The sequence below is a fragment of the Serratia sp. BNK-10 genome (assembly GCF_047456065.1).
GTDB classification, from domain to species: Bacteria; Pseudomonadota; Gammaproteobacteria; order Enterobacterales; family Enterobacteriaceae; genus Serratia; species Serratia ureilytica.
This window is the reverse complement of sequence record NZ_CP179894.1, coordinates 3,182,258-3,205,370: the sequence shown is the minus strand read 5'-3', so window position 1 is coordinate 3,205,370 and position 23,113 is coordinate 3,182,258. Positions and strand designations below refer to the sequence as shown.

The 23,113-nt window shown below is 59.5% G+C and carries 22 protein-coding genes; 8 read left to right on the top strand and 14 right to left on the bottom strand.

Features of this window, described 5'->3' with window-relative positions; all coding sequences use genetic code 11:
* Positions 1-16: 16 nt before the first annotated feature.
* The 4 genes from ACMGG9_RS15485 (at position 17) to ACMGG9_RS15470 (ending at position 5,319) form a co-directional block, all read left to right on the top strand.
* Complete coding sequence (locus tag ACMGG9_RS15485; RefSeq protein ID WP_187048215.1) at positions 17-166, top strand: hypothetical protein; 150 nt, start codon at positions 17-19, stop codon at positions 164-166.
* A 271-nt stretch (positions 167-437) separates the two neighbouring features.
* Positions 438-1,052, top strand: a complete 615-nt coding sequence (locus ACMGG9_RS15480; protein WP_187048214.1) for a TetR/AcrR family transcriptional regulator — start codon at positions 438-440, stop codon at positions 1,050-1,052.
* Positions 1,053-1,126: 74 nt separating this feature from the next.
* Positions 1,127-2,236, top strand: a complete 1,110-nt coding sequence (locus ACMGG9_RS15475) for an efflux RND transporter periplasmic adaptor subunit (RefSeq protein WP_033651889.1) — start codon at positions 1,127-1,129, stop codon at positions 2,234-2,236.
* Complete coding sequence (locus ACMGG9_RS15470) at positions 2,233-5,319, top strand: efflux RND transporter permease subunit (RefSeq protein WP_187048213.1); 3,087 nt, start codon at positions 2,233-2,235, stop codon at positions 5,317-5,319. The genes ACMGG9_RS15475 and ACMGG9_RS15470 overlap by 4 nt, the downstream gene beginning before the upstream one ends.
* Before the next feature lie 199 nt (positions 5,320-5,518).
* On the opposite strand, the gene lptG is transcribed toward ACMGG9_RS15470, so the two are convergent.
* The 7 genes from lptG to ACMGG9_RS15435 all read right to left on the bottom strand — a co-directional run bounded on the left by lptG (position 5,519) and on the right by ACMGG9_RS15435 (position 12,104).
* Entirely contained in the window at positions 5,519-6,595 is a 1,077-nt protein-coding gene (gene lptG / locus ACMGG9_RS15465) for an LPS export ABC transporter permease LptG (RefSeq protein WP_414161543.1), read from the bottom strand.
* On the bottom strand, positions 6,592-7,662 hold the full coding sequence (gene lptF / locus ACMGG9_RS15460) for an LPS export ABC transporter permease LptF (protein ID WP_414161542.1): 1,071 nt from the start codon (positions 7,660-7,662) through the stop codon (positions 6,592-6,594). The genes lptG and lptF overlap by 4 nt, the downstream gene beginning before the upstream one ends.
* Before the next feature lie 28 nt (positions 7,663-7,690).
* The gene (locus ACMGG9_RS15455; RefSeq protein WP_046688517.1) at positions 7,691-8,257 is read right to left on the bottom strand and encodes a YtfJ family protein; all 567 of its coding nucleotides are present in this window, start codon (positions 8,255-8,257) and stop codon (positions 7,691-7,693) included.
* A 20-nt stretch (positions 8,258-8,277) separates the two neighbouring features.
* Positions 8,278-9,147, bottom strand: coding sequence for a hypothetical protein (locus ACMGG9_RS15450; protein WP_033643767.1), 870 nt, complete (start codon positions 9,145-9,147; stop codon positions 8,278-8,280).
* Complete coding sequence (locus ACMGG9_RS15445; protein ID WP_004935553.1) at positions 9,144-10,481, bottom strand: lipopolysaccharide biosynthesis protein; 1,338 nt, start codon at positions 10,479-10,481, stop codon at positions 9,144-9,146. Before ACMGG9_RS15445 ends, ACMGG9_RS15450 begins: the two co-directional genes overlap by 4 nt.
* A gap of 72 nt (positions 10,482-10,553) precedes the next feature.
* A complete protein-coding gene (locus ACMGG9_RS15440) occupies positions 10,554-11,348 on the bottom strand; it encodes a hypothetical protein (RefSeq protein WP_414161541.1) in 795 nt (264 codons plus the stop codon).
* 30 nt (positions 11,349-11,378) lie between these two features.
* Positions 11,379-12,104, bottom strand: a complete 726-nt coding sequence (locus ACMGG9_RS15435) for a hypothetical protein (protein ID WP_144236209.1) — start codon at positions 12,102-12,104, stop codon at positions 11,379-11,381.
* 368 nt (positions 12,105-12,472) lie between these two features.
* Here ACMGG9_RS15435 and ACMGG9_RS15430 point away from each other — a divergent pair, with 368 nt between their 5' ends.
* Positions 12,473-13,204, top strand: coding sequence for an ATP-binding protein (locus tag ACMGG9_RS15430; protein WP_101453898.1), 732 nt, complete (start codon positions 12,473-12,475; stop codon positions 13,202-13,204).
* A 64-nt stretch (positions 13,205-13,268) separates the two neighbouring features.
* On the opposite strand, the gene spt is transcribed toward ACMGG9_RS15430, so the two are convergent.
* The 5 genes from spt to ACMGG9_RS15405 form a co-directional block, all read right to left on the bottom strand.
* Positions 13,269-14,441 (bottom strand): serine palmitoyltransferase, encoded by a 1,173-nt coding sequence (gene spt, locus ACMGG9_RS15425; RefSeq protein ID WP_414161540.1) that lies wholly within the window; start codon positions 14,439-14,441, stop codon positions 13,269-13,271.
* Positions 14,428-14,688: an acyl carrier protein gene (locus ACMGG9_RS15420; protein ID WP_015378483.1), complete on the bottom strand. Its 261-nt coding sequence runs from the start codon at positions 14,686-14,688 to the stop codon at positions 14,428-14,430. The genes spt and ACMGG9_RS15420 overlap by 14 nt, the downstream gene beginning before the upstream one ends.
* A gap of 31 nt (positions 14,689-14,719) precedes the next feature.
* Positions 14,720-15,634 (bottom strand): NAD-dependent epimerase/dehydratase family protein, encoded by a 915-nt coding sequence (locus ACMGG9_RS15415; RefSeq protein ID WP_223524771.1) that lies wholly within the window; start codon positions 15,632-15,634, stop codon positions 14,720-14,722.
* Positions 15,631-17,370 (bottom strand): fatty acyl-AMP ligase, encoded by a 1,740-nt coding sequence (locus ACMGG9_RS15410; protein WP_033643761.1) that lies wholly within the window; start codon positions 17,368-17,370, stop codon positions 15,631-15,633. Before ACMGG9_RS15410 ends, ACMGG9_RS15415 begins: the two co-directional genes overlap by 4 nt.
* Before the next feature lie 365 nt (positions 17,371-17,735).
* Positions 17,736-17,930 (bottom strand): hypothetical protein, encoded by a 195-nt coding sequence (locus tag ACMGG9_RS15405; RefSeq protein WP_145957729.1) that lies wholly within the window; start codon positions 17,928-17,930, stop codon positions 17,736-17,738.
* 177 nt (positions 17,931-18,107) lie between these two features.
* On the opposite strand from ACMGG9_RS15405, the gene ACMGG9_RS15400 reads away from it, so the two are divergent.
* From ACMGG9_RS15400 to ACMGG9_RS15390, 3 genes are all read left to right on the top strand, one after another.
* On the top strand, positions 18,108-19,232 hold the full coding sequence (locus ACMGG9_RS15400) for a DNA-binding protein (protein WP_042785021.1): 1,125 nt from the start codon (positions 18,108-18,110) through the stop codon (positions 19,230-19,232).
* A 185-nt stretch (positions 19,233-19,417) separates the two neighbouring features.
* Positions 19,418-19,804: a diacylglycerol kinase gene (locus ACMGG9_RS15395; protein WP_223524775.1), complete on the top strand. Its 387-nt coding sequence runs from the start codon at positions 19,418-19,420 to the stop codon at positions 19,802-19,804.
* Positions 19,805-19,906: 102 nt separating this feature from the next.
* Complete coding sequence (locus ACMGG9_RS15390; protein ID WP_089197228.1) at positions 19,907-20,806, top strand: LysR family transcriptional regulator; 900 nt, start codon at positions 19,907-19,909, stop codon at positions 20,804-20,806.
* On the opposite strand, the gene ACMGG9_RS15385 is transcribed toward ACMGG9_RS15390, so the two are convergent.
* The gene (locus ACMGG9_RS15385) at positions 20,781-21,587 is read right to left on the bottom strand and encodes a substrate-binding domain-containing protein (RefSeq protein ID WP_414161539.1); all 807 of its coding nucleotides are present in this window, start codon (positions 21,585-21,587) and stop codon (positions 20,781-20,783) included. The two genes, ACMGG9_RS15390 and ACMGG9_RS15385, sit on opposite strands and share 26 nt — an antisense overlap.
* A gap of 26 nt (positions 21,588-21,613) precedes the next feature.
* Positions 21,614-22,909, bottom strand: coding sequence for an MFS transporter (locus tag ACMGG9_RS15380; RefSeq protein ID WP_033643756.1), 1,296 nt, complete (start codon positions 22,907-22,909; stop codon positions 21,614-21,616).
* Positions 22,910-23,113: the final 204 nt, after the last annotated feature.

The window sequence follows — 23,113 nt, the reverse complement described above, 5'->3', positions numbered from 1 at the left end:
TCCAAAGGTTGATGCGATGTTTGATCCCATTGCCGGCACAACCGCACCAATAAAAAAATACGCGCATGGCGTGGTGCACCAGCATGTTATCCCCGCCTTATCTGCCCGTTTTATGTGGCGCTTTTACCGCTGCATGATCCTGCGGCGGCAAGGTGCGGCGCAGTAGCACTTGTCTTATCTTCGACGTCTGATCGTCAGTCCATGCTGCCTGGCAAGCGTTTTGCCGCCCACCGATACCCGGCGTTCAGAGCGGTTTCATCGCGATTGCCATAGCGGCTATAATCCGCCTGACGACGCAATCCACCCGTGAACCAGCGTTTGCCGCTAAGGCGGGGGCAGGAGATGTTTTGATATTCCTTGAGACAATGCCGCATTGTAACCAAATCCCAGGATGGTCACTCGTTGTTAACCTGGGTTCATTGAGCTAAGCTTGAAAAATGACTAAACACACAAATGTGAATCCCCCGCGGGGCCCATCTGACCACAGCGTCCGCGATCAGATCGTGGACGCTGCCATGGAGCATTTCGGGCATTTTGGCTATGAAAAAACCACGGTCTCCGATCTGGCTAGATCAATAGGTTTTTCTAAAGCCTATATCTATAAATTCTTTGATTCCAAGCAGGCGATAGGCGAGGTGATCTGCGCCAACCGGCTGGCGATGGTCATGGAGATTGTCAATTCAGCGATCGCAGATGCGTCTACGGCTGCCGAAAAAATGAGACGCTTGTTGAGGGCGCTCACTGAAGCCGGCAGCGATCTGTTTTTTCACGATCGTAAGCTGTATGACATTGCCGCGGTCGCGGCGCGTGATAAGTGGCCCTCCGCCGTGCGGCATGAAGAGTGCCTGCGGCAACTCGTTGAACTCATTATCCTTGAAGGACGGCAGACGGGGGAGTTTGAGCGAAAAACGCCGCTGGATGAGGCTGCGGATGCAATATATCTGGTCATGCGGCCTTATATCAGCCCGATACAGCTGCAATGCAATCTGGAGACGGCATCCTCAGCCGCCACGCTCCTGTCATCGCTGATACTGAGAAGTTTGTCACCTTGATTTGTGACCATTGACAATATTGGTCACTAGTCAGAGAATGCGGTTACTGTCCTGTTAAATCAGTAAGGGAACCCATGCTCCGGCTTAACCCCGTCACCCTCGTTATTTGCCTGTTGCCGCTCGCCCTGGCGGGCTGCGACGACGTTTCCGGTATTGACGATCCGCGAACGCAACCGCCTCTGGTGAGAACGGCAATCGTAGTCAATGCCGTCGATACTGCTCGCGCATTCAGTGGCGTAGTCGTCGCGCGGATTCAAAGCGACCTTGGTTTTAGAGTGCAAGGCAAAATCCTTGAACGCCTGGTGGATGCCGGCCAGAGCGTTAAACGCGGCCAACCCTTAATGCGCCTCGATCCCGTTGATTTGCACCTACAGGCGCAGGCTCAGCAACAGGCCGTCGCCGCTGCGCGAGCCCGCGCCCGGCAAACCGCCAATGATGAAGCTCGCTATCGCGGTCTGGTTGCCGCCGGCGCTGTCTCTGCATCGGCTTACGATCAGATCAAGGCCACCGCGGAGACGGCCAAAGCGGAACTTAGTGCCGCCCAGGCTCAGGCCAACGTGGCGCAAAACGCGACGGGCTACGCCGTGCTGCTGGCCGATGCCGATGGCGTGGTCATGGATACGCTGGCTGAACCCGGTCAGGTTGTCAGCGCCGGTCAGCCCGTTGTCCGGCTGGCCAGGGCGGGGCAGCGCGAGGCCTTCGTGCAATTGCCCGAGACGCTGCGCCCGGCGGTCGGAAGCGAAGCCCAGGCTGCGCTGTACGGGAACGATCAACAGTCAGTGCCTGCGAAACTGCGCCTGCTCTCCGATGCGGCTGACCCTGTGACGCGCACCTTCGAGGCGAGATATGTGCTTGAGGGCGCGCTGGCGAGCGCACCGCTCGGCTCCACCGTCACGCTGCGCATTACCGAAGATAAAGTAACCCGCCAGGTGATGCAGGTGCCTTTGGCGGCCATCTATGATGCGGGCAACGGTCCGGGCGTTTGGGGGATTGCCGGCAAGCCGGCCAAAGTGTCATGGCGACCGGTCCAGGTGCTGAGCCTCGGGGACGATGCGGCAAACGTCACGGGCGGACTGCAGGCCGGTGAACGGGTGGTCGCCCTCGGGGCGCATTTGCTGCATGACGGTGAACCTGTGCGCACGGCGCAACAAGACGATGGCGCTGTCGCGGGGAGCCGGCCATGAGCGGCGGGCGTTTTAATCTCTCGGCGCTCGCCGTGCGCGAGCGAGCCATTACCTTATTCCTGATCGTCCTGATTACGGTCGCCGGCATTTTTTCGTTCTTTGAACTGGGACGAGCGGAAGATCCGCCGTTCACGGTCAAACAAATGACGCTCGTTTCCGCCTGGCCGGGAGCCACCGCGAAGGAAATGCAGGAGCAGGTCGCCGAACCGCTTGAAAAGCGTTTGCAGGAGCTCAAGTGGTATGACCGCAGTGAGACTTACACGCGTCCGGGCCTGGCTTTTACTCAGTTGTCACTGCAGGACGGCACGCCGCCCGCGCAGGTGCAGGAAGAATTCTACCAGGCGCGCAAGAAGCTTGGCGATGAGACGAAAAGCCTGCCGGCAGGCGTGATCGGGCCGATGGTGAATGACGAATTCTCCGACGTGACCTTCGCGCTTTTTGCGCTGAAGGCGAAAGGGGAGCCGCAGCGGTTGCTGGTTCGCGATGCGGAATCGTTACGCCAGCGTCTGCTGCACGTGCCTGGGGTCAAGAAGGTCAATATTATCGGTGAACAGGCGGAGCGCATCTTCGTCTCGTTCTCGCATGACAGGCTGGCGACGCTGGGCGTTTCTCCTCAGGATATTTTCTCCGCTCTCAACAACCAGAACGTCTTGACGCCGGCCGGTTCGATCGACGCCCAGGGCGCGCAGGTCTTTATTCGCCTGGATGGCGCCTTTGACAAGCTGGAGAAGATCCGCGCGACGCCCATCGTCGCTCAGGGCCGGACGCTGCAGCTCTCAGACGTGGCGACGGTGGAGCGCGGCTACGAAGATCCGGCGACCTTCCTGGTGCGCAATCAGGGAGAACCGGCATTGCTGCTGGGTATCGTCATGCGCGAGGGATGGAACGGTCTGGATTTGGGCAAGGCGCTGGATGCGGAAACGGTGAAGATCAATCAGGACATGCCGCTGGGCATGACCTTGACGAAGGTCACCGATCAGGCGGTTAACATTAGCTCCGCCGTTGACGAGTTCATGATCAAATTCTTTGTCGCGCTGCTCGTGGTCATGGGGGTTTGCTTCGTCAGCATGGGATGGCGCGTGGGGGTGGTGGTCGCGGCGGCGGTGCCGTTGACGCTGGCTGTCGTTTTTGTCGTGATGGCGGCGTCCGGCAAAAATTTCGACCGCATTACGTTGGGTTCCTTAATCCTGGCGCTGGGGTTGCTGGTGGATGATGCCATCATCGCCATCGAAATGATGGTGGTAAAAATGGAGGAGGGATACGATCGCATCAAAGCCTCCGCCTATGCCTGGAGCCACACCGCCGCGCCGATGCTGGCCGGTACGCTGGTCACGGCGGTCGGTTTTATGCCGAACGGGTTTGCACAGTCCACCGCCGGTGAGTACACCAGCAACATGTTTTGGATCGTGGGCATCGCGCTGATGGCCTCCTGGGTGGTGGCGGTGGTGTTTACGCCTTATCTGGGCGTGAAAATGCTGCCGAACATCAAAACGGTGCAGGGCGGGCACGCGGCCATTTACGACACCCGGCACTACAACCGTTTTCGCCGGCTGCTGACCCGCGTTATCGCGGGCAAATGGCGCGTCGCGGGCACCGTTATCGCCGTCTTTACCGTCGCGATTCTCGGCATGGGGCTGGTAAAAAAACAATTTTTCCCTACATCCGACCGCCCGGAGGTGTTGGTCGAAGTTCAGATGCCATATGGCACCGCTATTGAGCAGACCCGCGTCGCAACGGCGAAAATCGAAGCCTGGTTGAGCAAGCAGGAAGCAGCGAAAATCGTCACCTCTTACATCGGCCAGGGAGCGCCGCGTTTTTATCTGGCTATGGCGCCCGAGCTTCCCGATCCCTCGTTTGCGAAAATTGTCGTGCTGACGGACAGCCAGGCCGCGCGTGAGACGCTCAAGTTGCGTCTTCGTGAGGCGGTGGCGGGGGGGCTGGCACAGGAGGCGCGCATCCGCGTGACCCAACTGGTGTTTGGCCCGTATTCACCGTATCCGGTGGCATTCCGCGTCATGGGGCCGGATCCCGCCAAACTGCGCGAGATTGCTGAGGGCGTGGAAAGAGTGATGCGGGCCAGTCCGATGATGAGGACCACCAACACCGACTGGGGCCCGCGCGTGCCGACGTTGCATTTCGCGCTCAATCAAGATCGCTTGCAGGCGGTGGGATTGACCTCGAATGCGGTTGCCCAACAGCTTCAGTTTCTGCTCTCCGGTATTCCTGTCACCTCTGTACGTGAAGACATCCGTTCGGTGCAGGTCATGGCGCGCGCGGCGGGAGATATCCGGCTCGATCCGGCGAAAATAGCGGGTTTTACCCTTGTCGGATCTTCCGGACAGCGCATTCCGCTGTCTCAGATCGGAACGGTTGACGTGCGAATGGAAGAACCTGTCCTGCGTCGTCGCGATCGCACGCCGACCATTACCGTGCGGGGGGACATTGCCGAAAACCTGCAACCGCCGGATGTTTCCACGGCAATCATGACAGCGCTGCAGCCAAACATCGATGCGCTTCCGGCCGGATATCGCATTGAGCAGGCCGGGTCAATTGAGGAGTCAGCAAAGGCGACGAAAGCGATGGCACCCTTGTTCCCAATCATGATTGCCGTGACGCTGTTGATCATCATTCTGCAGGTGCGTTCGATGTCGGCAATGGTCATGGTGTTTCTCACCGCGCCACTGGGGCTCATTGGCGTGGTGCCAACGCTGCTGCTCTTTAACCAGCCCTTTGGCATCAATGCGCTTGTGGGGCTAATCGCGTTGTCGGGTATTCTGATGCGAAACACCTTGATTCTGATTGGCCAGATCCATCACAACGAGCAGCAAGGGCTGGCGCCTTTCCACGCGGTCGTGGAGGCGACGGTACAGCGGGCCCGGCCGGTGTTGCTGACGGCGATGGCTGCCATATTGGCATTTATCCCGCTGACTCACTCGGTGTTTTGGGGCACACTCGCTTATACCCTGATTGGCGGGACGTTTGGCGGCACCGTTATCACGCTGGTGTTTCTGCCTGCAATGTATGCCATTTGGTTCAAGATACGCCCAGACGATCAACGGCGGAACGATAGGGCCTCGTCTTAGGCCTGTGTCTGGCCGGCGTGGTTGCCTCGCCATTTGTCTATCCGCAGACCATTGTCATTGGGCGACGGTCTGCGGTTTTTCATTATTGGCGGAATTGGCGGAATTGGCGGAATTGGCGGAATTGGCGGAATTGGCGGAGCAATAAAGGTTGACGATAAATTCTGCGGCTACAAGCAAATGTGCTTCCTCTTGCTAAACCCTAACCCCGATCAAACCGATAAACCAGCGCCAGCGCCAACGCCAGGAGCAACAGCGGCGGGGCAAGGGCGGTGAAGGGCGCGTTGAGGGCGAACAGCAACCCCAGGTTGAGGACGATCTGGTAAGCGATGTAGGTCAGCAACCCGATGATGACGCCGAGCGCTAACCGGCTGCCCACGCCGGGCGCACGTGGGGAGGTGAAGGTAAACGGGATGGCCAGCAGAATCATCGCCAGCACCAGCAGGGGCTGGCCGAGTTTTTTCCACAGCGCCAGGCGGTATTCGGTGCTGGGTTGCCCAGAGCCCTGCAGATAAGCGATATAGCGATCCAACTGTTGGAGCGAGAAACTGCCGGCCGGCAGGGTCAGCTCTTTCAGGCTCGGCACGGCGAACAGCGAGCGCCAGAGCAGGCTATCTTGCCGATTAATCGTCTCCTTTCTGCCTTGCCAGCTTTTTTGCATCACGTTGTGCAGCAGCCAGTTGCCGTCGGCGGCGGTGCTGGCGCTGTCGGCGTAAATGTAAGATTCCAGCGCGCGGTTGGCCTGATAACGGAAGATCTCTATGCCGTGGGGCTGGTCGTTCTCATCGACGGTTTTGACCGTCACAAACTCGTTGCCGCGCCGCGCCCACAGCGGGTTAACGGTAACATCATTACTGTTCGACTGCGCCAGCGCGTTGTTCTTCATCTGCAGCGCGCGTTGCTGCAGCGGCGAAGCGGCCCATTCATCGAGGGCGCCGAGCGAGAGGTTCATCAGCAGCCCGGCGGCGAGCATCACCAGCGCAATGCGGAATATCGACATCCCGGCGGAACGGATCGCCGTCAGCTCCAGAGTTTTCGACAGCTGCCCCAGCCCGACGATGCCGCCGAGCAGCGCGATAAATGGCCCCAGATCGACCAGGCTGCGCGGCAGGGTCATCACGGTCACCAGCAGCGCCTGCTGCCAGCGGTAGCCGCCCGGAGTGACGTCCTCCAGCTCGTTGATCAGCGTGAAGGTGGTGAACAGCGGGATGAGCAGCCCGGCCGCGGCGGCGAAGCCGATGAACACGTTGCGCATTAGGTAGCGGCTAAAAATAGTCATCGGGAGGGTTTCCGCAGCAGGGATAAGTCGCGCGCCAGCAGCAGGGCGATGCCGACAGCCATCGCTATCGGCACCAGCCAAACGCCGGGGAGCGTCGGCAGAGAGCCGTTGGCCACCAGCGTGCGGCAAATGTTGCCGCCATAGAAAATCACGGTAAACAGCACCGTCAGGGGCAGCAGCGCGGCGTAGCGCCCCTGTCGCGGCTTGATGCGGCTAAAGGGGATCGCCAGCAGCACCATCAGCACGGTGGTCAGCCCGCGGCTCTCGCGCCATTGCAGTTCGGCGGCGTCGCCCGGATCGGCGGAGCGCGCCAGCTCCGCCGGCGAGGCCGACTTGTGCCGGCTTTCGGCGCTGGGCACGAACGGTTTGAGCGCGATATCAAAGTTGTCGTAATTCTGCCCGTTGTCGTCGGCGCCCTCACGATCCAGCACATAGGCGGTGCCGGTTTTCAGCCGCACGGCGGGGCTGGCGGGGGAGGCGTCGAGCACCTCCACCGACTGCGCGCGGTACAGGTTGGTGTGATGGCCGCCGCGCACATAAATCATGGCGTCCGTCAGGTGGTTGGCCGTTTTGTCGACGTGCTTGGCGAGGATCATGCGGCCGTTGCCGCTGACGTTGAATTTGTCGGCCTGCAGGTGGCTCACGTCCAGCACCGACTGCGACTGTTGCTGCAATTGATAAATATTGGCGTACGCCCAGGGCCTGCCATATAGCGACAGCAGCGTGACCGCTATCGCCAGCGGCACCGCGAGCAGTAGCACCGCCTTGTACAGCCGCAGCGGGCTGGCGCCGGCGGCCAGCATGGCGGTGATCTCCGCATCGCTGTACATCTGGCTCAGCGCCACCGCCACCGAGACATACAGCGCGACGGGCAATATCATCTCCAGCGCGATCAGCGACTTATAGAAAACCACGTCGGCCACCACCCGCAGCGCCAGCGTGCCGTTGGCGGCGTCGGTCAGGTAGCGCTGGGCGGAGTAGCTGGCGAACATGAAGATCAGAAACCCGGCGATCATCATCACCAGGCGGCGGATCTCAACCGTGATATAGCGTTCAATCAAAGGCATGCGTTATCGGCTCCCGGCGGCGTGCGCTTCATGGCGCCTCCCGCGCGATCAGGGCGCGCAGCAGGGCGATCACCTGGTCAACTTCCTGCGGGGTGAGTGCGCCGTCCTTCGCCCACTGCACGCGCCCGGCCTTGTCCAGCACTACGATGGTTGAGCTCTCCTCCGGCAGCCGCCAGGCCATGCGCCCCAGCCCGTCGCTGTCGACGATGAACTGCGCCCAGGGGTAATGCCGTTTGTTTTTCTCGATCTTGCCGCGCACGAAGAAGCCGGAGCCCGGTATCGCATCGTCGGTGTTGACGATGGTGGTGGGCTGGAAGCGGTCGCCCGGCAGGTTCGCGTCCTTGACGGCGTTGATCAGCAACGAGTTCTTCTTTTTGGCGGAGGTGCGCCCGGCGATGTACTGGATCACTCGCACCTTGCCCGCCAGTTTTGCGCTGTTCCACGGCCGGTAGCTGAAATCGCCGTTGCGCAGCAGCAGCTCGCCGCGATCGGCGATGGCGATCGGCGCCACCGGCCGGCCCTGCACGAAGTTATGTGCCGGCGCCGCCAGCGGCGACAGCAGCAGGGCGAGGGCCAGCAAGCGAGGTAACGTCATCATGGCTACGGGCAACGCGCTTATCTGCCGGCCGCGACGGCCGACGGGGAAAACGACAGCGGAAAACGCGCCAGCAGCAGCTCCAGGCGCTGGCGGATGTCGATGTCCAGCGTCGCCGGCCGGTCATAGATATCGCCGCCGGCCAGCTTGTCCGCCACCATCACGTCGTGCCGGTCGCCCATCAGGCCGTTAATCGCCGCCAGGAAGCGCGAGATCTGCCGGGCCTCGCGGTTATCCGGATCGATCGATCTCAGCGTGTCGTAAAACGACACCTGGCGGCTGACGATTTTGCGCACGTCGTGGAACTGATGCCCGGTCAGCGCCGGGCCGGCGATCAGCGTCTGCAGCTGGCGCATCTGCTCCTGGCGGTAGGCGATAAAGCCCTGCGCGCTTTCCAGGCGGGTGTGGCGTAGCGCATAGCGCACGTAAGACCATACCGGCTTGCTGAGCAGCAGCCGCAGCAGGTTGCCGTAAAGCGTCAGGTTCTTCTGGTTGCCGTTGCGAAACGCGTCCTGAAAATGGCCGAGCACCACGGTGGTGGTGTGGAACAGGCGGTTGGCGCGGTGGGGCGCGCCGTACAGCTGCTGGGCGAAGCGCAGGTGCTTATAGCGGGCGCGGATATATTTGTAGCGCATGCGGGTAGCCGCCGCCAACTGCGGGTCTTGCAGGAAACCGTTCACCAGTTGCAGCAGCTCGCGGCGGGAAAAGCCGTCTTCCCAAAACTGCAGGCACAGCGCGTAGTTGTCCCGGATGCTCTCGGGGGAGCATTCCAGATCGATCTGCTGCGGCAGGCTGATATTCGCCTCGACCAGGTCATCCTCTTCCACGGCGACAAACAGCGCCTGGGTGGTTTCGGCGGAGAACTTCTTCCAATTCGTGTTAGCGGTCATTGATTACTCTCTTTGGGCACATTCAGCCCCAACATAAAGCGATTGCGGTAGGCGCCGATCGTCGGTATCAGGGATAACAGCACGTCTAAACATTGCCCCAGTAAATAAGCGAAGGCGGCGCCCTGCACGCCGAAGGCATACGCCATCGACACCAGCAGCGCAATGTAGGCCGCCGAGGCCGTCGCCTGCGCGATCAGGAAAGCGCGCTGCTTGCCCGCCATAAACAGCAAGGATTCCTGCGGGAAGCCCATCATCGAGACGATGATCGCGCCCAGCATGATTTGAATCAGGTCATAGGCTTCCAGGTATTGCTGGCCGAAGACCGCGGAAATAAGCGGCTTGCCCACCAGCAACATCAACACCGCGACGGCCAGACCGATGCCGCCGGCCAGCAGCGAAGAGCGCAGGCCCAGCAGCCACGGGGTCTTGGTGCGCGGATCCAAACGCATGATCTCGGGATAGAAGCTTTTCTCCAGCAGCTTGGCCGGGGTGCCCGTCGCATCGAAGAAGGTCATGGCGATCTTGAACAGCCCGGCGGCGGCCGGCCCGAGCACCACGCCCACCAGCACGGTGGTGCAGGAGTTGCGCGCGGCCCAGATGGTGTGGGCGATGTTGGTTGTCCAGACGAAGTTCCAGGCGCCCTCGATGCGGCGCGCGACGTTGAACAGGCGCGGCCTCAGCGCGCCGTGGATATCGCGGCGGCGCAGCTCGCGCGCGGTGAACCACCAAAACAGCGTGCCGCCGATCAGGTTAGAGGCGTACCAGGTGACGATAAAGCCGGGGAACCCCAGATCGAAATAATAGGAGATGACGCTGCCCACCGCCTGCAGGAACGGCTTGATCGCCTGCTGGATGGCGATGAGATCGAAGCGGTTGAAGGCGCGCAGCACGCCGGTCGGCGTGGACGAGGTCATCGACGGGATCAGGGTGCAGTACAGCATGGCGAGCCAGAAGCTTTCGCTGTCCAGCCCCAGGGCGTGTGACAAGAACGGCAGCATGATCATGCCGCCCAGCACGGCGATGACGCCGCTGGCGATATCCAGGCCGAAGGAGAACGCGACGACGTCGCGGAAGCGCCCGGTATTTTGATGCTCCAGCGCCGGGGTGCCGAATTGCACCACAAACTGCCAGGTCTGGAATTTGATGAAATCGCTGACCGCTTTGGTATAGGCCTGGATCACCACCAGCACGCCGAACATTTCAGGCGACATGCCTTTACCGGCGCAGGAGAGCGCCAGCAGGCCAAGCAGTGCGCTGGCGACGCTGCCGGAGCCTAAATAGGCGGCATTACGTAAAATGGAACGAAACGCGCCATCGGAAAACCATCGTTTCATAACTTAAACCAGCCATCATCGTTATTTTTGTGCATCTTGTGTTCCGCACTCATGCGCTTGCCCTGTCTCTTTTTAATAAACCTGAGTTTCTTTACCGGCGTTTTCGCCGGGTTGCCCGATGTCGCTCTGTGGGCGCTTCGCGGGATTCACTACGGCGGAAATGGCGTTGAGCGCGTTGCTCAGCACCTCGTCGTAAGGGGCTCTGGCATCCAGCTCGATGATGCGCGCGCCGTTGTACTGCAGGCGCACCATGGCGGAAATCTTGTCTTTCAGCTCTTCATAGCTGTGATCGGGCTTGCGGGTAAACGCCGTATCGACGTCGATATCCAGGCGAATGATCAGCTCCGGCCGATAGACGGCCATGCGTTGATATAAACGGCGTTCGCGCGCCGCCAGGCGGCGCAATAGCCGGCCTTTTGCGCGTTCCACGCCGATGCCGGGCCCATCGTAGTAAAAACCGGAAATTTCCGCCTGCGGGTAGCGATCGCTGATCACCAGCACGCCGCTCTGCGCCAGCCGCCGCACCTTGCGCAGGTTGGCGGCGCGCCACAGCGAAAAGCCGTACATGATCAGCGCCGCCCACAGCGCCGGCGGCCTGTTGCTCATGCGCTGGGTTTTATCTGATTTGGCCGCCAGGCGCCGCTCCAGCCACACGCCGATGAACGGCAATTTCTTGATTTTGTCGCCGTCTTCGCCGGAGATCAGCCCCAAATAGCGGCGCTCCGTGGGGCGATGCTGCTGCAGGTTTTTCACCAGATCGGCGGTCAGCGTGGACTTGCCCGTGCCGTCGCTGCCCACCACGGCAATCAGCCCGGTGATGCAGCTGTGAGAGGTATCCTGCTCGGCAGTGAGTTTATTTTTTTTCATCTGTTTCGGTACGAAAAGGTTATTTGGCGGCTAGGCATTGGCGGCCCTCAGCGATATTTTAACGGCGCGCAGCGAAGCATCGAAAATATGCTTGGCCGGCTCGCGGCCGTCCAAATCCAATATGTTAGCGCCGTTAAACGTCAGGTGCGGGATGACGGCGATCTTTTCACGCAACGCCGCCAACGAGTGATCGGGTTTGCGTGAATAGGCCGTTTGCTCGTCAATATCCAACCGAATTAATAATAAGGGCTGATAAGACGCCATCCAGTGGTACAGACGTTGTTCGCGTTTTCTCAGCCAGCGTATCCAGCGATTGCCGCCGGCGGTTTTCGCCAGCTGCGGGCCATCGAAACGAAATCCCGCCACTTCGGCCTGCGGATAACGATCGGTAATCAGCAATGCGCCGCGGCGACTTTTCTTCAGCATGCGGCGGAATTTAAAAACGCGCCAATAGGAAAGTAAAAAGATCACCAGCGCCGTGGCATTATCAGGCGGCGTAGCAGGGCGATCGTGCACGCGCTGCGATTTCTTCAGCAAATAACGCCCGAAGGGCGCGCCAATAATCGGCAGCGAACTGATCCATTCGCCGATACGCCCGGAAGACTGGCCGAGATAAAGCAGTTCGGCAGGTTCTTGCGCCGATAAGGCATCGACCAGACTGGCGGCCAGGGTGGATTTTCCCGAGCCGTCACAGCCGGTTATCGCTATTACGCGCACGGGCGAGCGATCAGATGAAGGTCTTATCTGCTGACTCACAATAATTAATCCAATGCGAAAAAAACTATTGTATTCCAATACGCCTTGGGTTCAAGATATTTATTGTGCTTTGCTGCGATAAAATAATGGGTTCGGTATTCCTGTTTGTTATTTGAATTGATATTTATGGCGTTCGTTCTTGTTATTTTGTGCTAATTGGCCGGGCGTGAGCCAGTTTCGCTTTTTATGTTAACTTTCGGCCTGGCTGACGGCGAAAAAAAAGCAGAGGTTTTCCATTTTCGCTTAATCTTTTGTGCGGTTTGGCGCGGCGTCATGGCAATTATCTTCGCGCTGCCGTCGCGGCCGTGAGCGATATTTCGTTTCAAATAGGGCATGCCGTTTCTGGTGTATTGAAAGAGAGTCTGATTATGAATGCAAAATTTCCGCCGCTGATTGCGGTTATCGGCAGCGACGGATCGGGTAAGTCCACCGTTTGTGAACATCTGATCGAATATGTGAAACATTATGGCCCGGCGGTGCAGGTGCATCTGGGCAAACAGGCGGGCAACGTCGGGCGGGCGGCGGCGAAACTGCCGCTGCTCGGGCGTTCGGTGGGCAAGGCTATCGAAAGCAATACCAAAAAAGTCAAAACGAAGAAATCCCGCATCGGCCTGTTGCCGTCGGCGGTGATCATCGCCTTCGTGGGGCGGCGGCTGCTGCGGTTTCGCCGCATGCTGGCGTTTCGGCGGCAGGGATATATCGTGCTGACCGACCGTTTTCCGCAGGCGCAAATCCCCGGCGCTTATGACGGCACGGTATTTCCCGTCGATGTTGAAGGCAGCCGTTTCGTCCGTTGGCTGGCGGCGCGGGAGCGGGCGGCGTTCCAGTGGATGGCGAAGCAAAAACCGGATCTGGTGCTCAAGCTGAATGTCAGTCTGGACGTGGCCTGCGCCCGTAAACCCGATCACCGCAAAGCGGCGCTGGAGAAGAAGATCGCCGTCACGCCGTTATTGACCTTCGAAGGCGCCGACATCGTGGATCTCGATGCCGATCGGCCGATCGAGGAGGTGCTTTCGGCGGCGGAAAAAGCCATCGAGGAATTTATGGCGGTGCAGGGGTATCGCTATTCGGCTGATGGGGCATCACCGGCTGCGCGCTGAGGCGCAGCGATTCGGCAGGGCGGCGATGGCGTTTTCGCCGCCGCCGCGGCCGAGAGGGAAGGCTTTATTTTTTCAGCGCCGCAAAGGCGCGCACGATGGTGTCTATTTCTTCATCGCTGTGCGCGGCATTGACGCTGCAGCGCAGCAGGGTGACGCCCGCCGGCGCGGCCGGCGGCAGCACCAGATTCACATACACGCCGTGGGCGATCAGCTCACGCCAGAAACGCAGGCCGTCCTCCTTCGAACCGATCATCACCGGCACTACCGGGCTGATGCGCGGCCCCAGGGTATAGCCCAGCTCGGCGAGGCCGTGATACAGGTGGTGCGCGTTGCTCCACAGTTTTTCCCGCAGCTCGGGTTGGCGCGCGATTTTTTGCAGCGCCGTGCGCACCGACGCGATGCTGGACGGCGACGGCGAAGCGGTAAAGATATACGGCCGGCTGCTGTAGCGCAGCACGTCCATCCCCTTGCCGCCGACGGCGAAACCGCCGATCGAAGCCAGGCTTTTGCTGAAGGTGCCCATGATGATATCTACGTCTTGCTCGACGCCCAGCGCTTCGGCCAGGCCGCGGCCGTGTTCGCCCATTACGCCGAAGGAATGCGCTTCGTCGACCAGCAGATACCCGCCCAGCCGCCGCTTGATATCGACGATTTCCACCAGCGGGGCGACGTCGCCCAACATGCTGTAGATGCCTTCCACGATAATGAGCGCCTCGCGGGCGCGTTCGCCCAGGCGCACCATGCGGCGCTCCAGATCGGCGGCGTCATTGTGGCGAAAGCGAATAATCTCCGCGCCGCCGAGGGCGCAGGCGTCGTAAATGCTCGCGTGGCTGTCCGCGTCGATCAACACCACGGATCCCGGCCCCGCCAGCGTGCTGATGACGCCCAGGTTGGCGGTGTAGCCGGTGGAGAACACGATGGCGCTCGGGCGATCAAAGAATGCCGCCAGCTCCCGTTCGAGCGCCAGGTGCGATCCGTAGCTGCCGTTCGCCATGCGCGAGCCGGTGGTGCCGGTGCCGAGTGCGGCCAGGGCCGATTGGCCGGCGGCGATCGCCTGCGCATCGAACGTCAGGCCAAGGTAGTTATTGGTGCCGGCGAGGACAATCTTTTGATCGCCGATGCGCCCCTGAGTGGCGGAATAGACTTCGTCGATGCAGGTACCGAACGGATTCAGGCCGGAGGTTTGAAACTGTTCGCGATCGCCCGCGAGCCGCGCAAACTTATCATACAGTCCCATGGTTTTTCTCCAGATAAGGGCGCAGCGCGTCAAGCAGTTGCTCAGGCGTTCTGACATCAAGCAATATATTGATCGGAATGGAGATATCTAATTCATCTTCCAGCATCATCAGCAGATCCAAGACTCTGATGGATTCCAGGCCAAGATCATTGACGAGATCGCTATCAGGTTTTATTTCCACTCCGCCTTCGACGATACCTTGCAAACACGTCAGGATATAATCCATTACAGCATCGCGATTTAGCATAAGAACGTTGACACACCTCTACTTGGAATAATTAAAACAGCCCTTCACGCAGCGCGCGTTCCAAACTCACCTGTGGAAACCAATTAATCTGTTGCGACAGCGCCTGATTGTTGGCGGACCAGTCTTGATGGGTTAATTCGCGTATTTTGCTGCGCGTCAGCATCGGCTCCTGTTTTATCAGGCGGTTCCACACCACGCTGATATCCGCCAGGACTTTCAGCAGCGGCAGCGGAATACCCACCAGCCGCACCGGCCCGTGACGCACGGCGGCGCCGATGTCCCGCAGGCGCAGCCAGTCATAGCCTTCGGCCACGCCGTCGCACAGTTCGTAAATATTCGGCTGCGCGGGCTGCGCCAATAACCATTGGCCGACTGCCTTCGCCAAATCGCTCACGTGCAGAAAAGAGAGCCTGGCGTCAGGCGCGCCCAGCCGGGGCAGCACGCCGCGCAGCAGGCCGTTGAACAGCGGTTTCAGCTCTTTATCGCCCGGCCCGTAAACCGCCGTCGGGCGGAAAATCCCCAGCGCGATCTCGCCCGAGGCGGCGATCAACTGCTGCTCGGCGGCCTGTTTTGAATGGGCGTACCAGGACAGCGCCGGATGGCGCGCCGCCAGCGACGACATGAACAAGAAACGATTGCAGCGGCCGTTTTGCCTGGCCGCCTGCATCAGGTTCAGGCTGCCGGTCACGTTGCAGCGGGTGAACACCGCTTCCGCATGCCCGCGCACCTGGCCCGCACAGTGCACGACGCACTCGGCGCCGCGCACCAGTTCGGTGAGCGAAGGCCGATCTTCCAGCGCGCCGGGGATCCACTGCAGGTTGTCCGCGGCGGCTTTGTCGGCTTGCCGCGTCAGGGCGCGCACGCTAAACCCCTGCGCCAGCAGTTCTCGGACGATATGCCGGCCGATAAAGCCGGTCGCGCCCGTCACCGCCACGGTGCCGCTCATTGCGCGAAACCGGCCAACTGCGGCATTTGCGGGTAGAGCGAAGCGCTCAGCCAGCGTTTCTTGGCTTCGGCGCGGGCGGGTTTGCCCGACGACGTGCGGGGAATGCTGTGCGGCGGCAGCAGCTCAATGTCCACCGCGATGCCGAATTCGCTTTGAATGCGCGCGCTCAGCGAATGCACGATCTGCTCCCGGCGCTCTTCCGAACTGACTCGGCATTGGATCTGCAAAATGATCCTGGCCGCTTCGTCGTGTTCTTCGGTCACGAAGGCGATCGCATCGCCGGAACGGATTTCCGGTTCGGATTCCGCGACGTACTCGATATCCTGCGGCCAGATATTGCGGCCGCGAATGATGATCAAATCCTTCTTGCGGCCGGTGACGTACAGATAGCCGTCCAGCAGGTAGCCCAGATCGCCGGTATCCATCCAGCCGGTCACCTGAATTTGCTGCTGGGACTCAGCATCGCAAAAATAGCCGTTCATCAGGCTGGGGCCGGAAATCGTGATATGGCCGACCTGGCGCTCCGGCAGCGGTTGCCCGGTTTCGCTGCGGATCTCGATGCGGTGGCCGGGCAGCGCACGGCCGCAGTTGACGAAGGTCGAGACGGCGCGGGTTTTTTTGCCCGGCGCGACCGCTTTACCCTCGTACTCCAAAATATCGCGGTCGACCGCGTTGGTTTGCGGGCCGGAGCAAGGATCGGAAAAGCTCACCGCCAGGGTGTTCTCGGCCAGCCCGTAGCACGGCATGAAGGCCTTGCTGTCGAAGTTGATGCTGCTGAAGTGTTCGCCAAACTGGCTGAGCAGCTCGGCCGGGATCGGCTCGGCGCCCACGCCGGCGACCCGCCAACTGGAGAGATCCAGATCGGCCAGCTCTTTGGCGTTGCTGCGGCGCAGACACAGATCGTAGCCGAACGGCGGGGCGACGGACACCGTGCCGCGATTCTTGGCGATCAGTTTCAGCCACTGCATCGGGCGCATGGCGAAATCTTGCGTGCGCAGATAATCGACGGACAGCTGGGTCGCCACCGGCGTCAGCAGGAAACCGACCAGGCCCATATCGTGATAGAAGGGCAGCCACGACACGCAGCGATCGCCCGCGCGCAGCTTGATCCCGTCGCGACTGATCGCATTCAGGTTTGCCATCGCCGCCCGCTGGGTGATGATCACGCCGCGCGGGAAGCGGGTGCTGCCCGAAGTGTATTGGAGATAGGCGATATCGTCGGGCGAAGGCGCCGGCAGCGCGATCTCCGGCTCCGGCAATGCGTTGAAATCCGCGTCGCTGAGGATGTGCATCGCTGACGCGTTTTCCGTGGCGGAGGCGATGAGCGGCGTCCACTCTTCGCTGCTGATAATAGCCGCCGGGTTGCAGCTGGCGATCAGCCCTTTCAGTTTGGCGGTGTAGGAGTCGCGCTGGCCCACGCCCATCGGGATCGCCAACGGCACCGCCACCAGGCCGGCATATTGGCAAGCGAAAAAGGCTTCGACGAACCCCGCGCTGGTTTCGGCGATAAGCGCCACGCGATCGCCTTTCTTGAGCTTCAGGGACAATAAACGCCGCGCGCCCGAGATCGCTTTTTGCTGCAGCGTGCGATAATCGAGAACGGTCACGAGTTGATTGCGCCGATCGTAAAAATTCATTCCCGTATTACCGAGCGCCGCGTAATCCAACGCGTCCACTAAAGTGGGGAAGTCCGCATAGCGCATGGGAAGAGAATGAACGGAACTTGTTTCAGACATAGACAAACTTAGCCATAGATTAAAAATCACCAAAAGAGTTAAATCACTCTTGGCGAGGTAATTGATGTTTTACTATGAATAGGTTTTGAATAAGTTTGTTATTCAACCATCTTCATTCCGCGAATTGCGTATATTGCCGTACTTGAGCGGCACGCCGGTTATTAACCCGGTAGCGCGTGAGCGGCCTGCATTATCAGCCTTGAGCGGCGACCTGGAGATATACGAGAGGTGATTGTAATACCCGAGGTTCGCCGTTCTTTAGTCTGCATCTGTCGGGCAGGAAATACCTGTCTGCTCATAGGTTATGACCTCATGCATGGCTATCTTCGAACTTAAACACTTCCTAAACAGTATGCCGCAAGAAATCAAAAAGTGAATGCCTCATTTAAGTTGATTCTTAAAAAGAGCATTAAGTGGTAAAAATGGCGGCGCGCCACCTGATTAAAGTCGGTACACTTAAAGCGGCGGGTTTCTTTCGCCCAAATAGCACTAAATAATAAAAGAGCACGCATAGCGTAGCATGTCAGCGCCGCTTTGGGCTTTCCTTTTTTTTTAATCACGCCGCCTCAGTGCGCGTGATAGGCAAATAATGCGCTGGTTCACAGGGGGAAATATTCGGTTTTTCTTATCGTTGAACCGGAGGCGATACACAATCCAATAAAAGAGAACAGCATAAAAAATGCTAAAGGCGTTGTCGCGCTCATATTTAATTATTTTATTAAAACGTAAGGCTATTTATGATCCGTATTGAGAAAGTTCTGGATAAACGCGAACTTAAAGAATTTATTGCTTTCCCTTCGTTACTGTTTCGTGATGACCCGAACTGGATTGAGCCGCTGTATTTAGAGCGCGAAGAGCACCTGTCAAAGAAGAATCCCGGCACCGATCATATCGAATGGCAGGCGTGGGTGGCGAAAAAGCAGGGGAAGGTCGTCGGGCGCATCACCGCGCAAATCGATTCTCTGCACCGGGCGCTGCACGGAGAAGATACCGGTCACTTCGGCATGATCGACGCCGTTGACGATCCCGCCGTGTTCAGCGCGTTATTCACGGCGGCGGAGGAGTGGTTACGGTCCAAGGGCACGCGGAAAATCACCGGGCCGTTCAGTCTCAATATCAATCAGGAAAGCGGCCTGCTGGTCGAAGGGTTCGACACGCCGCCGTCGGCCCTGATGACCCATGCCAAACCTTACTACGCGGCCCAGATAGCGCAGCAAGGGTATAGCGAAGGGATTGATTTGCTTGCTTATTGGATGAAAAGAACCGACCTGCATTTTTCGCCGTCGCTGACCCGGATGATGGATCAGGTGCGCAAAAAGGTGACCGTTCGCCGCCTCAACCGCAAGCGCTTTCGCGAGGAGATGCAGGTGCTGCGCGAGGTGTTCAACTCGGGGTGGCAGCATAACTGGGGGTTTGTTCCGTTCACCGAGCATGAGTTCGCCACCATGGGGGATCAGCTGAAGTTCCTGGTGCCCGACGATATGATCCATATCGCCGAGGTGGATGGCGCGCCCTGCGCCTTTATCGTCGGGTTGCCGAACATTAATGAGGCGATTGCCGATCTGCAGGGGCGGTTATTGCCGTTCGGTTGGGCGAAGTTATTGTGGCGGCTGAAAGTCAGCGGCGTTCGCACCGCGCGCGTGCCGCTGATGGGCGTTCGCCAGGAGTATCAATTCAGCCGCATCGGGCCGATTATTGCATTGCTGTTGATTGAGGCGCTGCGCGAGCCGTTCGCCAAGCGCAATATCGACGCGCTGGAAATGTCGTGGATCCTGGAAACCAATACCGGCATGCGGACGATTTTAGAACGTATCGGCGCGGTGCCTTATAAGCGCTACCGTTTGTACGAAAAGACGCTTTAATCGACTGATATCGCATCGCCTTTTAACGCCATCAGGATAATAAGCGCATTGCGTGCGGCGCCGTTCGTTTTGGGGGACTGAGCGTGAGTGAAAGCATTGTCGCCAGAGTGGAACGGTTAAGGCCGTTAATTAATAAACCCGAGATAAATTCACGGCGCGTGATTTATTGAACCACGATCGCCGTGATGCTGAAGAGAGCAGAATGCATGCCTGTGGAAAAGAAAAAGGGAATAAGCCGATTAACCTACAGCATAAGGAACTCCTGGGCCGGCTTTATTGACGCCGCGCTGACCGAAAATGCGTTTCGTGAATTATTGGTTATTAACGCCATTTTACTGGTTGTTACATTTACTCTGGATATTACAAAAATGGAGCGGCTGTTATTAATCGCCTGCAGTTTCCTGCTGCTGGTGGTTGAGCTGCTTAATACGGCGATTGAAACCGTGGTCGATCGCATTTCGCTGGCGTTGCATCCGTTATCCAAACGCGCCAAAGATCTGGGCGGCGCAGCGCAGCTGGTGGCGGTGATAATGACCATCATTATTTGGGGGACGGTGCTGCTGGGAGGATAACGGCGAGGCGCGCTCCGGCGTTAAACCGGTTGCTGCGGCTAAATAAGCGGCTATTATCGTTGCTTTACGCCTTTGGCGCCATGGTAAGGATAGGTTGCCGTTATGCCCGTGAATTTTGATCTCAACGATCTTTATGCGTTTCGCGCGTTGGTGGAGTACGGCAATTTTCGGCTGGCCGCAGAGTCCATCTGCCTGTCGCAGTCGGCATTGAGCCGCAGGATTGAGAAGCTGGAAAACGCGCTGGGCATCAAACTGTTCGATCGCACCACCCGGCGCGTGACCTTGACGCTGTACGGGCAGGCCTTCGCCGAACGTTCGGAGCAGCTGCTGATGAACGTCGAAGCGGTGATGGCTGATATCGATAAGGTCAGCCAAGAGCGGGTGGGGCTGGTCACCGTCGCCACGGTGCCGTCGGCGGCCTACTATTTCATGCCCGACGTGATACGCCGTTTCCGGCTTCGCTATCCGCGCGTGCGCGTTAAACTGATCGACGGCAGCGCAGGCAATGTCATCGAGGCGGTCACCGGCGGCCAGGCCGATTTCGGCATCTGCTTCGCCGGGCGGCTGCAGCCTAATCTTGAGTTTGTGCCGTTGGTGGGGGACGTCTACGTGGCCGCCTGCCGGCGAGACCATCCGCTCGCCGGTAAAAAGAGCCTCACCTGGCGGGAGTTTTATCAGCAGGATTACGTGTCGCTGGATAAAACCTCCGGCAATCGCAATCTGCTCGATCAGCGCCTGGAACACCTCGTGCCGGAACGCCCCAGCGTGTGTGAAACTCGCCATGTGACGACCATGCTGGGCATGGTTGAGGCGGGCATCGGCATTGCCGCCGTGCCCGCCATGTCGATGCCCGCTTCAGAGCACTCGGTGTTGACGTCGGTGCCGCTGGTCGAGCCGGTGGTGAAACGCACCGTAGGCCTCATCAGACGCGGCGGCCGCATGCAGTCTTTCGTCTCCGCCGAGCTGGAAAAGCTGATTACTGAACAGTATCACTCTGCCTGACCGGCTGCGGCGCCGGCACGGTTCGCATGCCGGTCGCGCGAATGGTCGGCTGGGCCTGAGAGGAGGCGAGGAAGTCCAGCAGCGCTTTGCCTTCGCGGCGATGTTCCGCCCTGGCGGTTACCGCGCCCGCGAAGCGGGTGATGTACTGCACGTTTTCAGGCAGCTCGCCGATAAAGGTCACGCCCGCCACGGGCAGCAATTCGCTGACCTGCTGGAAACCCAGCGCGTATTTCCCCTGCGCCACTTCAGAGGCCACCGGAATGCGTTCAATCTTATGCGCTTTCCCTTTCACCTGTTCCTCGATGCCCAGCTTTTTGAACAGTTGGCCGCTGACATAGCGGCCGCTGGCGCTGTCGGAATAGGCGAAAGAGTCCGCCTGCAGCAAGACATTGCGCAGGTCGGCATCCGTTTTTATCACCGGCTTGGGCGCGCCCTGTTTGACCACCATACCGATCGGCGAATCGGCCAGCTCCACGCGCGAACCCGGCTGGGTCCAGCGCTCTTTTTCCAGTTGGGTGAGCGCGTCGCCCACCATGATCAGCACATCGGCTTGCTCTCCGCGCGCCAGCCGCGCGGGGATCGCCTGCGGCGTTTTGCCCATCGAGGGGCCCGACACCAGAATGATTTTGTCGCCGCTTTGGGCTTCATACTCCGGGGCCAGCTTCTCCAGCGCGGCTTTGAAGCCGCCGGAGATCATGACGGTCACGTCTTTGGCCAGCGCCGCCGTACTGCAGGAGGCGCACACCAGCGCGGCGAGGATCGAACGAGTGAATTTTTGCATGGCATCATTCCTTTTGAGATGGCGGCTTAGCGCGCGGTTTGCAGCGGCATGGCGATGCGGCGATACATATACAGCGTCGCCAGCAGGGCGCACAGCGCGGCGAAGCTCATCCAGTAGCCCGGTGAAGCCTTGTCGCCGGTGTATTCGATCAACGCGGTGGAGACTACCGGCGTAAAGCCGCCGAACACCGCCGTCGCCAGGCTGTAGGCCAGCGAGAACCCGGCCACCCGCACTTCCGTTGGCATGATCTCCGTCAAGGCCGGGATCATGGCGCCGTTGTAGAGGCCGTAAATGAAGGACAGCCACAGCAGCACGGCCAGCATCATGCTGAAGCTGGGGGCGGCGGCGAGCAGGCTCAGCGCCGGGTAGGCGGTGGCCAACGTCAGCAATGTCATGGCGACCAGCACCGGTTTGCGGCCGAAACGGTCCGACAGCGCGCCGCCGATGGGCAGCCAGATGAAGTTGGAGATCGCCACCAGCAGGGTGACCAGCAAGCTGTCGGAAGCGCTGAGCAGCAGCACCTTTTTGCCGAAGGTCGGCGCATAGACGGTGATCAGGTAAAACGCGGTGGTGGTCATGGCGACCATCAGCATGCCGGCGATCACCACCGGCCAGTTTTTCAGCAGGGTTTTAAACACGTCGCGCATCGCCAGGTGGTGACGGCGAGCGGTAAATTCCTGCGTCTCTTCCAGCTTGCGGCGCAGGAAGAAGATAAAGGGAACGATCAGGCAGCCGAACAGGAAAGGCAGGCGCCAGCCCCATTCGCGAATGGCGCTTTCTTCCAGCGCCGCATTGAGCGCGAAGCCCATGGCCGCCGCCACCATGATAGCCACCTGCTGGCTGCCGGACTGCCAGCTGGTGTAGAAGCCTTTACGGCCCGGCGTGGCGATTTCGGCCAGATAGACGGACACGCCGCCCAGCTCCGCGCCCGCCGAGAAGCCTTGCAACAGACGCCCGCACAGCACCAGCAGCGGCGCCCAAAGCCCGATGCTTTGGTAAGAGGGGATAAGCACGATCAGGAAGGTGCCCGCGGCCATGATCGACAGGGTCACGATCAACCCTTTGCGGCGGCCGACTTTATCGATGTAAGCGCCCAGCACGATGGCGCCGATCGGGCGCATCAGAAAACCTGCGCCGAATACCGCGAAGGTCATCATCAGCGAGGCGAACTCGCTGCTGGCCGGGAAAAAGGTGTGTGCGATGTAGGTAGCGTAAAAGCCGAACAGGAAAAAATCGAACTGCTCTAAAAAGTTGCCGGAGGTGACGCGCAGTATCGCGCCGGTTCTGGCCCGGGTGGTCATGGGTGAGGTAGAGGAATGCATCTTTATCTCCAGTTTGTTATTGGCGCTTGACGCCGCGCCTGTTGCTGAAGACTCGCTCAGGAAAATAAAGTAAATAAGCGCAATAAACTCATGGTGCGATGCGTTTGACGCATCAATCGGCGTTAACAATGTTGCCTAACCCGATGTAACGTGGCGTTAACAAGTTTGTCGCTCATCGCCCGCTGCGCAGAACGCCGAAAACGT

Coding starts and splice junctions, on each gene's coding strand:
- ACMGG9_RS15485 (WP_187048215.1), top strand. CDS start 17: ATGTTTGATCCCATTGCCGGCACAACCGCACCAATAAAAAAATACGCG.
- ACMGG9_RS15480 (WP_187048214.1), top strand. CDS start 438: ATGACTAAACACACAAATGTGAATCCCCCGCGGGGCCCATCTGACCAC.
- ACMGG9_RS15475 (WP_033651889.1), top strand. CDS start 1,127: ATGCTCCGGCTTAACCCCGTCACCCTCGTTATTTGCCTGTTGCCGCTC.
- ACMGG9_RS15470 (WP_187048213.1), top strand. CDS start 2,233: ATGAGCGGCGGGCGTTTTAATCTCTCGGCGCTCGCCGTGCGCGAGCGA.
- lptG (WP_414161543.1), bottom strand. CDS start 6,595: ATGACTATTTTTAGCCGCTACCTAATGCGCAACGTGTTCATCGGCTTC.
- lptF (WP_414161542.1), bottom strand. CDS start 7,662: ATGCCTTTGATTGAACGCTATATCACGGTTGAGATCCGCCGCCTGGTG.
- ACMGG9_RS15455 (WP_046688517.1), bottom strand. CDS start 8,257: ATGACGTTACCTCGCTTGCTGGCCCTCGCCCTGCTGCTGTCGCCGCTG.
- ACMGG9_RS15450 (WP_033643767.1), bottom strand. CDS start 9,147: ATGACCGCTAACACGAATTGGAAGAAGTTCTCCGCCGAAACCACCCAG.
- ACMGG9_RS15445 (WP_004935553.1), bottom strand. CDS start 10,481: ATGAAACGATGGTTTTCCGATGGCGCGTTTCGTTCCATTTTACGTAAT.
- ACMGG9_RS15440 (WP_414161541.1), bottom strand. CDS start 11,348: ATGAAAAAAAATAAACTCACTGCCGAGCAGGATACCTCTCACAGCTGC.
- ACMGG9_RS15430 (WP_101453898.1), top strand. CDS start 12,473: ATGAATGCAAAATTTCCGCCGCTGATTGCGGTTATCGGCAGCGACGGA.
- spt (WP_414161540.1), bottom strand. CDS start 14,441: ATGGGACTGTATGATAAGTTTGCGCGGCTCGCGGGCGATCGCGAACAG.
- ACMGG9_RS15420 (WP_015378483.1), bottom strand. CDS start 14,688: ATGCTAAATCGCGATGCTGTAATGGATTATATCCTGACGTGTTTGCAA.
- ACMGG9_RS15415 (WP_223524771.1), bottom strand. CDS start 15,634: ATGAGCGGCACCGTGGCGGTGACGGGCGCGACCGGCTTTATCGGCCGG.
- ACMGG9_RS15410 (WP_033643761.1), bottom strand. CDS start 17,370: ATGTCTGAAACAAGTTCCGTTCATTCTCTTCCCATGCGCTATGCGGAC.
- ACMGG9_RS15400 (WP_042785021.1), top strand. CDS start 18,108: ATGATCCGTATTGAGAAAGTTCTGGATAAACGCGAACTTAAAGAATTT.
- ACMGG9_RS15395 (WP_223524775.1), top strand. CDS start 19,418: ATGCTGAAGAGAGCAGAATGCATGCCTGTGGAAAAGAAAAAGGGAATA.
- ACMGG9_RS15390 (WP_089197228.1), top strand. CDS start 19,907: ATGCCCGTGAATTTTGATCTCAACGATCTTTATGCGTTTCGCGCGTTG.
- ACMGG9_RS15385 (WP_414161539.1), bottom strand. CDS start 21,587: ATGCAAAAATTCACTCGTTCGATCCTCGCCGCGCTGGTGTGCGCCTCC.
- ACMGG9_RS15380 (WP_033643756.1), bottom strand. CDS start 22,909: ATGCATTCCTCTACCTCACCCATGACCACCCGGGCCAGAACCGGCGCG.